The organism is Variovorax monticola, from assembly GCF_051216855.1.
Lineage (GTDB): Bacteria > Pseudomonadota > Gammaproteobacteria > Burkholderiales > Burkholderiaceae_C > Variovorax.
The window spans coordinates 147,937-161,013 of record NZ_JBPJZP010000002.1 but is presented as its reverse complement, the minus strand read 5'-3'; the positions used below and the strand labels follow the sequence as shown (position 1 = coordinate 161,013).

Here is a 13,077-nt window from a genome sequence, read left to right as displayed (position 1 = left end):
GTGCGCGGTGCGGTGCGGGCGGGCGCGGGTGCAGGCTGGCCCTAGACTCGCAACCCCACCCGCCCCAGCAAGCTCGCGCCGCAGCGCGGAGCGCGAACGCCAATTCATGAGCACCAAGATCCAGTTCCGCCGCAAGGTCATCGTCATCGTCCTGCTGTGCGTGGCCGTCGGCGGCGGCGTCGTGCGGCACTACGCCACGCCCGGCACCACCGCGCGCGACATCGGCACGCTGCTGATGGTGCTGTGGGTGCCGATCATCGGCAACGTCATCGCCTGGCTCGTCAGCAAGCGACCGCGCCGTGCGCCGCGCGCGGCCGCCGTGGCGCCGCCGAGCTTCGACACGGCCGGCGCCTTCACGCCGCATGCGCGCGTGGCGCTCACCTTCCGCAAGCCCGGCCTGCCCTCGCAGGACGTGCCCGTTGCCCCGGGCGAATACCGCTGCGCGCTGGTGGTCGACAAGGAAGGCTTTTCGGCGCGCTGGGTCGTGCCGCCGGGCGAGCCGCTGGAGCGCGGCAAGCCCGCCGTGCTGGACGTGCAGTTCCTGTCGCCGGCGGTGGCGCTGCCGAAGTTCGCGCAGGGCGCGACATTTCGCGTGCTGATCGGCGAAGCCTTCATTGCCGACGGCCGGGTGCTCTGACGGCCATCGCCATCGAACGGATGGCACGGGGCAGCAAAGCCGCGATTGTTCGCCCCTGGGAAACTGACTACTGCTGGCAGACCCCTTTGTCGCCAAGGCGACGGCTCGCACACTCCAATGCCCTCTCACCGGCATTGGCGCGTGCATGCACCGCCACTGCGCCTCAGGACAGTCCCATGATGAATTCCCCCAGCAGCAACCCGTGCGCCGACGACCTGGCGGTGGCCTCGCCCGCTGCCACGTCGGTGGCCACGCCGGCGTCGGCCACGCGCTCGGCCTGGCTCGCCGTCGGCTCCATCGCCGTCGGCACTTTCGCGATGGTCTCCACCGAGTTCATGCCCATCGGCCTGCTGACCGACATCGGGCGCGGGCTCAACGTGTCCGACGGCACGGCCGGGCTGATGGTCACCATGCCCGGCGTGCTGGCCGCCTTCGCGGGCCCGGCGCTCATCGTGGCTTCGGGGCGGCTCGACCGGCGCACCGTGCTGATCGCGCTCACCACCTTGCTCATCGCGTCGAACGTGCTCGCCGCGTTCGCGCCCAACTTCGCCACCATGCTGGTCGCGCGCCTGCTGCTGGGCCTGTGCGTGGGCGGCTTCTGGACCTTTGCGCCGGCCGCCGCCACGCAGCTGGTGCCGCATGCCTCGCAGGCGCGCGCCATGTCTTACGTGCTGGCCGGCGTGTCGGCCGCCACCGTGCTGGGGGTGCCGGCCGGATCGTTCCTGGGCACGCTGTTCGGCTGGCGCGCGTCGTTCGCCGTCACCGGCGCTCTGGCCGCGGTGGTGCTGCTGGTGCAGCTGTGGCTGCTGCCCGCGATACCGCCCGCGCGCGCCATCGGCGCACGCGACCTGCTCACGCCGCTCACGCGCCGCATGGCGCAGGTCGGCCTGCTCGCGGTGCTGTTCTTCATTGCCGGCCACTTCGCGGCCTACACCTACCTGAAGCCGCTGCTGCAGCAGGTGTTCGGTCTGGCGCCGAACGCGGTGTCGACGCTGCTGCTGGTCTACGGCGCGGTGGGCTTCGTGGGCACCTTCATCGGCGGCAGCCTGGTGGCGCGCAGCGTGCGCGGCACCACCCTGCTGGCGGCGCTGCTGCTGGCCACGGCGCTGCTGCTGTCCACGCTGATCGGCACCGGCTTCGTGCCGGGCGCCGTGGTGGTCGTGATCTGGGGCGTGGCCTTCGGCCTGATTCCGGTGGCGCTCACCGGCTGGATGATGGAAGCCGTGCCCGACGCGCCCGAAGCCGGCCAGGCCCTGCTGGTGAGCGGCTTCCAGGTGGCGATTGCCGCCGGCGCGCTGATCGGCGGCGTCACGGTCGACAGCTACGGCATCTCCAGCGCGATGGTGCTCAGCGGCGTGCTGGTGCTGATCGCCGCGCTGATCGTCGGCACGCTGGGGCGCGCACCCGGCGGCGCGCCGGTGGGTGTGATTCCGGAATGACCGCTCAGCGACGCCTCAGCGGCGGCCGGGCTTGCCGGCCGCCACGATCGCGTCGAGCACCACGCGCAGGGCCTTGTTGACGGGCTTGTCGCGCCGGATCACCACCGCCAGCGTGCGGTGCATGCGCGGGTTCAGCCGGCTGGTTTTCAGCCCGGGGTGGGCGCCGCGGCCCGCCATCGACATGCCGGGCACGATGGCGCAGCCGAGCCCCGCGGCCACCATCTCCTTCATCGCCTCGACGCTGCCGAGCTCCATCACCGGCTGCGGCTGAAGGCCCTCGGCGGCGAACCACCGGTCGACCAGCTTGCGCGTGTTGGCGGCGGGCTCGAACAGCACCAGCGGCAGGCCGGCCAGGTCGGCGGGCGACACCCTGGCCTTGAGCGACGACCCGGCCACCGGGCCGATGGCGACGAACTCGTCGTCGAGCACCCGCATCGCCGTCAGCGAACGCCCCGCCGCGGGCAGCGTGACCAGCGCGAGGTCGAGGCTGTTCTCTTCCACCTTGCGCGCCTGGTCCTCGGTGTTGCCGGTGCTCACCACCACGCCCAGCCCGGGGAACTGTTCGCGCAGCGTGCGCACCACCCCCGGCAGAAAGTGCAGGCAGGCCGTCGCGCCCGTGCCCAGCCGCACGCGTCCGGAGACGCCGCTCGCATGGTCCGCGAGCGCGTCGATGGCGTTCTCCACCGCGCTGTCGATGTGGGGCACGTGGCGCAGCAGCTCCATGCCCGCGGGCGTGGCCTGGGCGCGCTTGCCGACCCGCTCTATCAGCCGCACCGACAGCCGCCGCTCCAGCTGGCGCACCTGCAGGCTCACGGCCGGTTGCGACAGGCCCAGCCGGTCGGCCGCCGCCGAGAAGCTGCCCGTTTCGATGACCAGCCCGAAGGAGCGCAGCTGGTCGAGGTTGAGTGTCTTGTCCAAAGTATTTCTTATGCGCCGAATAGGTGAACGAAGCTTCACTTATCGACAGTGCGTCGTCAAGATCGGGGCCATGCCATCGCCAAGCCTCCAACCCGCTGCTTCCACCGTCGTCCAGATCGCCGACGCCGAGCCCCGCCACATGGCCGCCGTGCAGGCCATCTACAGCCATTACGTGCTGCACGACCTGTGCTCCTTCGAGGAACAGGTGCCCACCGTCGAGCAGATGCAGGCGCGCCGGGACGAAGCAACGGCACGCGGCCTGCCCTACCTTGTGGCTACGAAAAACGGCGAGGTGGTGGGCTATGCGTATGCCACCCCCTACCGCGCGCGCTCCGCCTACCGGCACACGGTGGAAGACTCGGTGTACGTGGCACAGGGCATGCACGGCCACGGCATCGGCCGCGCGCTGCTGCAGGGCGTGATCGGGCGCTGCACCGACAGCGGCTTCACGCAGATGGTGGCGTGCGTGGGCAACAGCGCCAACGCGGGCTCGCAGGGGCTGCACGGCAGCCTGGGGTTCGAGCGCGTCGGCGTGCTGCGCGACGTGGGCTTCAAGTTCGGGCAGTGGGTGGACACGGTGCTGATGCAGCGCGCGCTGGCTCACTGAGCCTCGTTGTCCGACCACTCGGGGCTGTAGCCCCCGAGCGTCGGGTGGTACATCTCGTCGCCCGAATGCTGGGTGAACTCGACATTGAGTCGGTCTTCCCGCAGCCCGAGGATGTCGATGCAGTCGCGGCACAGTACCTTGGCCACCTCCAGCCGCAACTCGGCGGAGCGGCCGCGGCGGATGTCGCACATCAGCACCGACACCTCCTCAGGCTCACCGTCGACCATGCGCCAGACACCGCCCTCGCCCGTCTCGCGGATGGCGATGCTGATGCGGCGAATGTCCACGCTCATCAGCCGTGCGTAGGTTTCGCTGAGCTGTTTCGCGAGGCGTTTCTTGTCGGCCACGGGGTGGCGGCCGTTCACGTCGAGCTGGAGATAGGGCATGGCAAAAGACTCCGGTGGGGTCGGTGCGTTATCGGGGCAGGGCCTGGCCGCCACGGTAACCCAGCATCGCGTCGTACAGGTCGGTGCGACGGTCGCGGTGCAGGTCGTTGAAGGGGTTCCAGATGGGTGCGCTGCGCGCGGCGCCGAGGTCGATATCGGCATAGAGGATGGTGTCTTCGTCGGGCCCCGCGATGCGGCCCACTGGCCAGCCATTGGTCCCCGCGATCAGCGAGTTGCCCATGAAGCCCGCGCCCCGCTCCTGCCCCACGCGGTCGGCCGTGGCGATGAACACGTTGTTCTGGTGCGCGGCCGCGATCGTCAGGTACGCCGGCATGCAGGTGCCGCTCGCGTCGTACAGCGGCGGCGGCGTCCACACCCAGCCGGTCGGTATGCAGATGATGTCGGCGCCCCGTTGCGCGACGATGCGCGACGCCTCCGGAAACCAGATGTCCCAGCACACGAGCAGGCCGATGCGGCCGATCTTGGTTTCGAACACCGGATAGCCCTCGTTGCCCGGCGTGAACCAGAGCTTCTCGTTGTTCCAGAGGTGCGTCTTGCGATAGCGGCCGATGTAGCCCTCGGGGCCGACGAGCACGGCGGTGTCGAACAACTGCAGGCCGTCTTGCTCGACGAGGCAGCCGACGATGTAGACGTCGTGCTGCGCCGCGAACGACACCCAGCCCTGCACGGTCGGCCCGCCGGGCACGGGCTGCGAATGCGCATAGGCCTCCTCGCGTCCGCTGAAGCAATAGCCGGTGGTGGCGAGTTCGGGCAGCACGATGAGCCTGGCCCCGCTCTCGACGGCGGCCGCCAGGCGCTGCCGCACGGCCTGCGCATTGCGCTCGAGGTTCTCCACGCCCACCTGCGGATCGAACTGCACGACGGCCACGCGCACGGGGCTGGCGCGCAGGCCCGGGATGGCGTCGGCACTGATGGGAACGGCAACAGCGGATGGAGAGGACTCGGGTAGCTTCATGGCGATCTGTCTTTCAGGTTTTAATATAAAACCAGATCGATCCTAGCCATTCCAGTTTTACTTTGCAACCCAACTGGCATTCACGGTCTACACTCCCTCACCGAAGGAAAAGCCATGGCCCAGAGAAAAAGCCTGAAGAACGACGCGTGCCCGATGGCCCGCGCGCTCGACATCGTCGGCGACCAGTGGTCGCTGCTCATCGTTCGCGATGCCTTCGACGGCATGAAGCGCTTCGGCGAGTTCCAGCAGAGCCTGGGCGTGGCGAAGAACATCCTGGCGGACCGGCTGAAATGGTTGGTGCAGGAGGGCGTGCTCGACCTGGTGCCCGCATCGGACGGCTCGCTCTACCAGGCGTACGTGCTGTCGGCCAAGGGCAAGGCCCTGTTCCCGGTGATGGTCGGGCTGCGCCAATGGGGCGAGGCGCACCTGTACGCCAAGGGCGAGCCGCATTCGGTGCTGGTGGAGCGCGACAGCGGCAAGCCGGTGCCGAAGATCGCGCTGCGCACGCGCGACGGGCAGCCGCTGGACGCAGACCTGACCTTCGTGAAGAAGCTGCCGCCCAAGGCGCAGAAGACGGCCAGCAAGGCCGACCCGAAGTCGCCGCCCGGCTGAAGCCCTACTCTCCCAGCAGTTCCCCGATCGGCTGCAGGTCTTCCACCCGGTCGCAGATCGCCTTGATCACCATGGTGATCGGAATGCCCAGCAGCAGGCCCCAAATGCCCCACAGCCAGCCCCAGAAGATCACGCCGACGAACACCGCCACCGGGTTCATGCGGCTGGTGCGGCTGGTGAGCCAGGGCATCAGCAGGTTGCCGATGAGCGTGTGGATGGCCAGCGACACGCCGCCCACCACCACGCCCATCTGCAGGCTGTTGAACTGCAAAAAGGCCACCAGCCCCGCGGCCACAAGCACGATGACCGAGCCGATGTACGGAATGAGGTTGGTCACGGCCGCGATGATTCCCCACACGGCCGCGTTCTCCACCCCGATGACCCAGAACGCCAGCCCCGTCGCCACGCCCACGACCACGCTCACCAAAATCTGCACCAGCAGGTAGCGCTCGATGTTGCGCGTGATGTCGTCCAGCACATGCACCGTGACCTTCTTCTTCTGCAGGCTGGACCCGGTGATCTTGATGAGCTTGCGCCGGAAGGTGTCGCCCGAGCACAGCGCGAAGTACGTGAGAAAGGCCACCAGCGTGAGCTGCCCCATGGCGCTGAGCAGGCCGACGGTGCCGGTGAGCAGGTAGTCGCGCACGTTGAAGCCGGGCCGCTCGATGATGACGCGCGCCACGCCGCGGCGCGAGGCCACGCGCTCGGAGTTTTCCTCGGCCGCCTTCTCCAGCTGCGCGGCGGCCTGCTGCACGCTTTCGAGCGGGGTGGCGCTGGCACCCTTGTCGCGGCGCATGGCCAGCCCCAGCTTCTGCGCGGCCACGGGCAGCGCGTCGAGCAGTTGCGAGGCACTGCCCGACAGCGAATAGCCGGTCCAGCCGAGTCCACCGAACAGGCCCACCAGAATGACTGCCGCGCCGATCCAGCGCGGCATGCGCAGGCGATGCAGCATGTCGACCAGCGGCGACAGCGCATAGGTTAGCAGCAGGCTCAGCATCAGCGGAATGAACACGGCCTGGCCCCACTGCAGCGCGAACACGCTGGCCAGCACGGCGAGCACCACCAGCGAGGCGCTGCGCACGTCGACCGGCATGTGCAGCAGCATGCGCTCGCGCGCGGGGGCGGGCGGCTCGGGCGCCAGCACCTCGGGTTCGGGCACGGGCGCGGGTTCTTCCGCGGCGGCCAAGTGCGGTTCGGCGGCCGGCGGCTCGCCGCCCTCGGTGTGGCGCTGCAGCACGTCGGCGGCCGCGCCGTCTTTCTTGTCGTCGGTCATCGCGCGTCCTTCAGCACTTCGCGCACGGCGGCGAGTTGCCGGCGCGACACGGCCACGGGCTCGGGAATGGCGTCGAGCCGCAGGGCCCAGCCGTCCGCGTCCTCGCCGTCGTCGTATTTCTCCAGCGCACGGATGGCCGAGCGCGCGACCAGCGCGTTGCGGTGCACGCGCAGGAAGCGGTGGGGGTAGCGCTCCTCGAACTCGTTGAGCGAGCCGTCCAGGATGTGGCTGCGCGTGGCGGTGCGCACGGTGAGGTACTTGTATTCGGACTTGAGGTACAGCACCTCGGACAGCGGCACCCGCTCGGCGCGGCCGCGGTCCTGGATGAGCACGGTTTCCGGCGCATCGGGGACCGCCGGCACGGCCGGTGCGGCCTGCACCGCACGGCGCTCCTTCAGGAAGCGCTCGGCCTTCTGCAGCGCCTGCTGCAGCCGCTCGGCGCGCACGGGCTTGGTGAGGTAGTCGACCGCGTCGAGCTCGAAGGCCGTCACCGCGTGCGTGGCGTGCGCGGTGACGAACACCACTGCGGGCGCATCGGGCCGGCTGCGCAGCGCGCGCGCCACCTCGATGCCGTCGACGCCGGGCATGTGCACGTCGAGCAGCACCAGGTCGAGCGCCATGGTGGCCAGGTGCTGCTGCGCCTGCGCGCCCTGCGAGGCCTCGGCCACGACCTCGGCGGCGGGCGAGGTGCAGTCGCGCAGCAGGGTGCGCAGGCGGGAGCGCGCCAGGGCTTCGTCGTCAACGATCAATGTCTTGAGGGTCATGATTCAGCGGGGATGGCGATGCGCACCCGGTAGTTTTTCTGGTCCATGCCGGCGCTGAACTGCATCTGCATGTCGTGCAACAGGCGCAGCCGGTCGCGCACATTGGCCAGCGCGATGCCGTGGCCGCGCGGCAGCGGCTCGTCGGCCCAGCGCAGCGGCGGCAGGCTGTTGACCACCTCGATCACCACCATGGAGCCGCGCCGCTCGGTGCGGATGCGCAGCTTGGCGCCCTGGGGGCTGGGTTCCACGCCGTGCTTGATGGCGTTCTCCACCAGCGGCTGCAGCAGCAGCGGCGGCAGGCGGGCGCTGCTCGCGGCGGCGTCCAGGTCCCAGCGGATGCGCAGGCGGTCGCCGAAGCGCACCTGCTCGATGGCCAGGTAGCGCTCGGCCAGCGCGATCTCGTCGGCCAGCGTGCCCGATTCGCCGGGGTCGGCCAGCGCCTGGCGGAACAGTTCGGCCAGGTCTTCGAGCATGGTCTCGGCCTTGGCCGGCTCCTCGCGCACCAGCGCAATGGCGCTGTTGAGCGTGTTGAACAGGAAGTGAGGGCGAATGCGCGACTGCAGCTCCTCCAGCCGGGCCGTGGTCGCCGCGGGCGTCTGCCCTCGGGCGCGCAACACCATCGCGGCCATCACCAGTCCGGAGAACAGCGCGCCGGTGAGCGCGCTGGCCAGCCACGGCGCGCTCGCCAGCACGCCCGTCAGGCGCAGCAGGCCGCAGCCGTACAGCGCCGCCAACGCGCCCAGCACGGCACCGGCCGTGTATTGCCATGGCTTGGGCAGGCGCCGCAAGGGTTTCTTGAGCCCGCAGGCCGCCACCAGCCACAGCAGCGTCGCGGGCAGGGCCGCGCCGGTGACGGTGGCCGTCTGCACCAGCCAATCGCCGGGGCCGGACACCACGAACAGCGTGGCAATGCCGACCACCGCCTCGACGAACACCACGGTGCGCAGCACCACCCCGATCTGGCAGGCGTCGAAGATGGAAGGCTCGGCGCGCAAGGGCGCACGCGTCTTTTCCGAGGACGACGAGGACGGGGGGGTGGGCATGGCGTTGGCCGATAAAATCGCCGGGTTGCGCATCGCAGACATCTGATCCATCGGGTGACCAACCCATTATTGCCTCCTGGACGGCTCCCATGACCCAAAACCAACTCGACAAGAAATCCGAAGCCTGGTCGGCCCTGTTCTCCGAACCCATGAGCGACCTCGTGAAGCGCTACACCTCCAGCGTCTTCTTCGACAAGCGCCTGTGGCAGGCCGACATCGAGGGCTCGCTGGCCCATGCCGGCATGCTCGCCGCGCAGGGGATCATCGGCGTGCAGGACCACGCCGCGATCGAACGCGGGATGGCGCAGATTCGCGCCGAAATCGAATCCGGCGCCTTCGAGTGGAAGCTCGACCTCGAAGACGTGCACCTGAACATCGAGGCCCGCCTGACCCAGCTGGTGGGCGACGCCGGCAAGCGCCTGCACACCGGGCGCAGCCGCAACGACCAGGTCGCCACCGACGTGCGGCTGTGGCTGCGCGGCGAGATCGACCTCATCGGCGACCTGCTGGTCGAGCTGCAGAAGGCATTGGTGGACATCGCAGAGAAAAACGTCGAGGTGATCCTGCCCGGCTTCACCCACCTGCAGGTGGCCCAGCCCGTGAGCTTCGGCCACCACATGCTGGCCTACGTGGAAATGTTCAGCCGCGACGCCGAGCGCATGGGCGAAGTGCGCCGCCGCGTGAACCGCCTGCCGCTGGGCGCCGCCGCGCTGGCCGGCACCAGTTACCCGCTCGACCGCGAGCTGGTGGCAAAGACGCTGAACATGGACGGCGTGTGCCAGAACAGCCTGGACGCCGTGAGCGACCGCGACTTCGCCATCGAGTTCACCGCCGCGGCCAGCCTGTGCATGGTCCACATCAGCCGCATGAGCGAAGAACTCATCTTGTGGATGAGCCAGAACTTCGGCTTCATCCAGATCGCCGACCGCTTCACGACCGGCTCGTCGATCATGCCGCAGAAGAAGAACCCCGACGTGCCCGAGCTGGCGCGCGGCAAGACCGGCCGCGTGGTCGGCCACCTGATGGCGCTGATCACGCTCATGAAGGGCCAGCCCCTGGCCTACAACAAGGACAACCAGGAAGACAAGGAGCCGCTGTTCGACACCGTCGACACACTCAAGGACACCCTGCGCATCTTTGCCGAGATGATCGGCGGCATCACCGTGAAGCCCGAGGCCATGGAAGCCGCCGCGCTGCGCGGCTACGCCACGGCCACCGACCTGGCCGACTACCTCACGAAGAAGGGCCTGCCGTTTCGCGACGCGCACGAAACCGTGGCCCACGCGGTGAAGGCCGCCACCTCGCACAAGGTCGACCTGGCCGAGTTGCCGCTGGCCGTGCTGCAGCAGTTCAACCCGAACATCGAGAAGGACGTGTACGACGTGCTGAGCCTGCGCGGCTCGCTGAACGCACGCAACATCCTGGGCGGCACCGCGCCGGTACAGGTCAGGGCGCAAGTGGCCCGCCACCGCGCGCGCCTGGGCTGATTGCGCCAGCGGCAGCCGCACCGTGTTCTATGCCATCCCGCTCGAAAACAGACCGAGCTGGCGCAACCCACCTTGGATGACGGTGCTGCTGATCCTCCTGAACATGATCGTGTTCTGGGGGCCGCAGCGCAGCGAAGACAACGGGCGCGAGCGCGCCTCTCGTTACTACGTGAACAGCGTGCTGCCCCAGCTGGAGCTGCCGCCGTTCGTGGAATGGCTCGAAAAAACAGACCCCCAGCGCGGCAAGGCAGCCCGGCGCATGCTGCCGCACACCGAGGCCTACCCCAGGCTGCTCGAAGGCCTGCAGAACGACAGCAAGTTCCTGCGCAAGCTGCAGGCCGACGAAGTCGTCACGCCCGCGAACCCGCGGTACGACGAATGGAAGCGTGACCGCCGGCAGTACGAGTCCCTGCTGCCCGCGCCCTTCACCGAGCGCTGGTCGCAGAGCTACGCCGCCGACGCCGAGTTCAAGCCCTGGACCTGGATCACCGCCGCCTTCCTGCACGGCAGCACCGGCCACCTGCTGGGCAACATGCTGTTCCTGTTCCTGTTCGGCTTTTCGGTCGAGCTGGCGCTGGGACGCGGCACCTACCTGGCGTTCTATCTGCTGGGCGCCGTCGGTGCCTCGCTGCTGGCCGGCTGGGCCTATGCCGGCAAGGGCACCTACGGGCTGGGCGCCTCGGGCGCCATCTCGGCGCTGATGGGCATGTACGCGGTGATGTACCGCCTGAAGCGCATCCGCTTTTTCTACCAGCTGTTCTTCTATTTCAACTACGTCACCGCACCGGCCCTGCTGCTGCTGCCGGCATGGATCGTCAACGAGCTGATGCAGCACCGGCTGGGCGGCCAGGGCATCGCCTACATGGCCCACCTGGGCGGCCTGCTGACCGGTGCGGCGCTGATGGCCGCCGCCCTGCTGCTGCGCCGCGTGCAGGCCCCCGAGACCGCCGCCGCCCCCGAACCCGACCACTTCGACGCGCACGTGGCCGCGGCCCAGAAGCACGGCGCGGCGATGAATTTCGACAAGGCCTGCGCCGAGTGGCGCGCCGCCGCCGCCCTGCGCCCCGGCGACACCGACACGCTGCGCGCCTGGTTCCACACGGCCCGCCTGCAACCCGCGAGCGACGACTTCCACCACGCCGCGCGCCGCATCTTCCGCCTGCCCGCCACCGAGCCGAACACGCTCGCCCTGCAGCACGCCAGCTACAAGACCTACCTCGACCAGGCCAAGCCCGGCGCGCGCCTGAAGCCCGACGACATGGCCCGGCTGGCGCGGCGCTTTTCGCGCATCCGCCAGTTCGACGACGCCGACCGGCTGTGCACCATCCTGCTGAAGACCGCACCCGAGCATCCCGAACTGGCCGACACGCTCTCGGTGTGCGCCAACGGCCTGCTGCATGCGGGCCAGCGCGACAAGGCCATCGGCCTGCTGCCGCACCTGTTGCGGCTCGCGCCCAACGACATGGTCACGCGCGCGCTGCAGCGCGCCTGAAGGCGGCACGCAGACGGCTGCGGCCGTCGACGTCACGGGGCTGTCACGCCATGCCCACGCCATGCCCACACCATGGCACTGCACTTGCAGTAAACAGCGTGTAAAGCCACCCCCGCCGCCGAGCCCTCGTTGAACTTGAGGGCGCTCACCTGCTCCATTTGGGGCGATCCCCGCTTCCCTACCTCCATAACCTGTCTGATGCCTGACCAAACCCCCTCCCGCTTCGCCCTGCTGTGTACGGCCATCGCCATCGCCGCGCTCGCAGGTTGCTCGCGCACCAGCGTGGAGACGCCCGGCACGTCCAAAGCAGCAGCCGCACCACCCAAGGAAGTCGGCACCGTCACCCTGAAGCACGAGACGCTGGCCCTGAGCACCGAACTGCCCGGGCGCACCATGGCCCCGGTGATCGCCGAGATCAGGCCCCAGGTCGGCGGCATCCTGAAGGAGCGGCTCTTTACCGAAGGCTCGCAGGTCAAGGCCGGCCAGGTGCTCTACCAGCTCGACCCGGCGCCGCTGCAGGCGGCCCACGCCAGCGCGCAGGCCGGCGTTCGCAAGGCCGATTCGGCCCTGGCCGCCTCGCGCACCGTGGCCCGCCGCAACGCCGAACTGGTGAAGATCGACGCCATCAGCCGCCAGGTGTTCGACGAATCGCAGGCCACCGAGCAGCAGGCCGAGGCCGACCTCGCCGTGGCGCGCGCCGCCGAGCAGACCGCGCGCATCCAGCTGGGCTACACGCGCATCACCTCGCCGATCACGGGCTGGGCCGAACTGTCGAGCGTCACGCCGGGCGCGCTGGTCACGGCCAACCAGGCGGCGGTGATGACCACCGTGCAGCAGCTGGACCCGATTCACGTGCACGTCACCCAGTCGAGCAGCGAGCTGCTGCGCCTGAAGCGCGAGCTCGCCAGCGGCCGGCTGCAGCGCGCGAGCGACGCAGAGGCGCGCATCCAGCTGGTGCTGGAAGACGGCAGCAAGTACCCCTACCCCGGGCGCCTGACGTTCAGCGGCGTCACCGTCGATGCCGGCACCGGCAGCGTCACGCTGCGCGCCGTGGTGCCCAACCCCGACAAGCTGCTGATGCCCGGCATGTACGTGCGCGCCGTGCTGCAGGAAGGCGTGAACGCCACCGCCCTGCTGGTGCCGCAACAGGCCGTGACGCGCGCGCCCGACGGCAGCGCCTCCACGCTGGTGGTCGACGCAGAGAGCAAGGTCGCCAGACGCGCCATCCATGTCGGCCGCGCGGTCGGCACGCGCTGGCAGGTGCTCGACGGCCTGGCCGCGGGCGACCGCGTGATGACCGAAGGCTCGCAGCGCGTGAAGGTGGGCGACAAGGTGAAGGTGGTCGACCTGGGCGCCAAGGCCGCGCCCGGCACGGTGGCCAGCGCACCGCCCGACGCGGCCGACGCCGCCACCAACCCCGTGGCGCGCTGAGGACCGACCGAC

At 69.6% G+C, this 13,077-nt stretch carries 13 protein-coding genes; 7 read left to right on the top strand and 6 right to left on the bottom strand.

Features of this window, described 5'->3' with window-relative positions; all coding sequences use genetic code 11:
* Positions 1-106: 106 nt before the first annotated feature.
* A complete protein-coding gene (locus ACSFA5_RS06080) occupies positions 107-637 on the top strand; it encodes a hypothetical protein (RefSeq protein WP_435443136.1) in 531 nt (176 codons plus the stop codon).
* Positions 638-813: 176 nt separating this feature from the next.
* Positions 814-2,076, top strand: a complete 1,263-nt coding sequence (locus ACSFA5_RS06075; protein WP_435443135.1) for an MFS transporter — start codon at positions 814-816, stop codon at positions 2,074-2,076.
* 15 nt (positions 2,077-2,091) lie between these two features.
* On the opposite strand, the gene ACSFA5_RS06070 is transcribed toward ACSFA5_RS06075, so the two are convergent.
* The gene (locus ACSFA5_RS06070) at positions 2,092-3,015 is read right to left on the bottom strand and encodes a LysR family transcriptional regulator (protein WP_435444067.1); all 924 of its coding nucleotides are present in this window, start codon (positions 3,013-3,015) and stop codon (positions 2,092-2,094) included.
* A gap of 49 nt (positions 3,016-3,064) precedes the next feature.
* On the opposite strand from ACSFA5_RS06070, the gene ACSFA5_RS06065 reads away from it, so the two are divergent.
* Positions 3,065-3,601: a GNAT family N-acetyltransferase gene (locus ACSFA5_RS06065; protein WP_435443134.1), complete on the top strand. Its 537-nt coding sequence runs from the start codon at positions 3,065-3,067 to the stop codon at positions 3,599-3,601.
* On the opposite strand, the gene ACSFA5_RS06060 is transcribed toward ACSFA5_RS06065, so the two are convergent.
* Both ACSFA5_RS06060 and ACSFA5_RS06055 read right to left on the bottom strand, forming a co-directional pair.
* Positions 3,595-3,987 carry a tautomerase family protein gene (locus ACSFA5_RS06060; RefSeq protein WP_435443133.1) on the bottom strand — a complete coding sequence of 131 codons (393 nt, stop codon included), beginning with the start codon at positions 3,985-3,987 and terminating at the stop codon, positions 3,595-3,597. The two genes, ACSFA5_RS06065 and ACSFA5_RS06060, sit on opposite strands and share 7 nt — an antisense overlap.
* Positions 3,988-4,015: 28 nt before the next feature.
* Entirely contained in the window at positions 4,016-4,963 is a 948-nt protein-coding gene (locus ACSFA5_RS06055; RefSeq protein ID WP_435443132.1) for a nitrilase family protein, read from the bottom strand.
* 114 nt (positions 4,964-5,077) lie between these two features.
* On the opposite strand from ACSFA5_RS06055, the gene ACSFA5_RS06050 reads away from it, so the two are divergent.
* A complete protein-coding gene (locus ACSFA5_RS06050; protein ID WP_435443131.1) occupies positions 5,078-5,575 on the top strand; it encodes a winged helix-turn-helix transcriptional regulator in 498 nt (165 codons plus the stop codon).
* A 4-nt stretch (positions 5,576-5,579) separates the two neighbouring features.
* Here ACSFA5_RS06050 and ACSFA5_RS06045 read toward each other — a convergent pair whose 3' ends face one another.
* The 3 genes from ACSFA5_RS06045 to ACSFA5_RS06035 are packed head-to-tail and all read right to left on the bottom strand — an operon-like array spanning position 5,580 to position 8,688.
* Entirely contained in the window at positions 5,580-6,848 is a 1,269-nt protein-coding gene (locus ACSFA5_RS06045) for an AI-2E family transporter (RefSeq protein ID WP_435443130.1), read from the bottom strand.
* Positions 6,845-7,612, bottom strand: a complete 768-nt coding sequence (locus ACSFA5_RS06040) for a LytR/AlgR family response regulator transcription factor (RefSeq protein ID WP_435443129.1) — start codon at positions 7,610-7,612, stop codon at positions 6,845-6,847. Before ACSFA5_RS06040 ends, ACSFA5_RS06045 begins: the two co-directional genes overlap by 4 nt.
* Positions 7,609-8,688 carry a sensor histidine kinase gene (locus ACSFA5_RS06035; protein WP_435444066.1) on the bottom strand — a complete coding sequence of 360 codons (1,080 nt, stop codon included), beginning with the start codon at positions 8,686-8,688 and terminating at the stop codon, positions 7,609-7,611. Before ACSFA5_RS06035 ends, ACSFA5_RS06040 begins: the two co-directional genes overlap by 4 nt.
* Positions 8,689-8,744: 56 nt before the next feature.
* Between ACSFA5_RS06035 and argH the strand changes: the two genes are divergently transcribed.
* The 3 genes from argH to ACSFA5_RS06020 all read left to right on the top strand — a co-directional run bounded on the left by argH (position 8,745) and on the right by ACSFA5_RS06020 (position 13,065).
* The gene (gene argH / locus ACSFA5_RS06030; protein WP_435443128.1) at positions 8,745-10,142 is read left to right on the top strand and encodes an argininosuccinate lyase; all 1,398 of its coding nucleotides are present in this window, start codon (positions 8,745-8,747) and stop codon (positions 10,140-10,142) included.
* A 22-nt stretch (positions 10,143-10,164) separates the two neighbouring features.
* Positions 10,165-11,634, top strand: coding sequence for a rhomboid family intramembrane serine protease (locus tag ACSFA5_RS06025; protein ID WP_435443127.1), 1,470 nt, complete (start codon positions 10,165-10,167; stop codon positions 11,632-11,634).
* A 198-nt stretch (positions 11,635-11,832) separates the two neighbouring features.
* Complete coding sequence (locus ACSFA5_RS06020; RefSeq protein WP_435443126.1) at positions 11,833-13,065, top strand: efflux RND transporter periplasmic adaptor subunit; 1,233 nt, start codon at positions 11,833-11,835, stop codon at positions 13,063-13,065.
* The last annotated feature ends 12 nt before the right edge of the window (positions 13,066-13,077 follow it).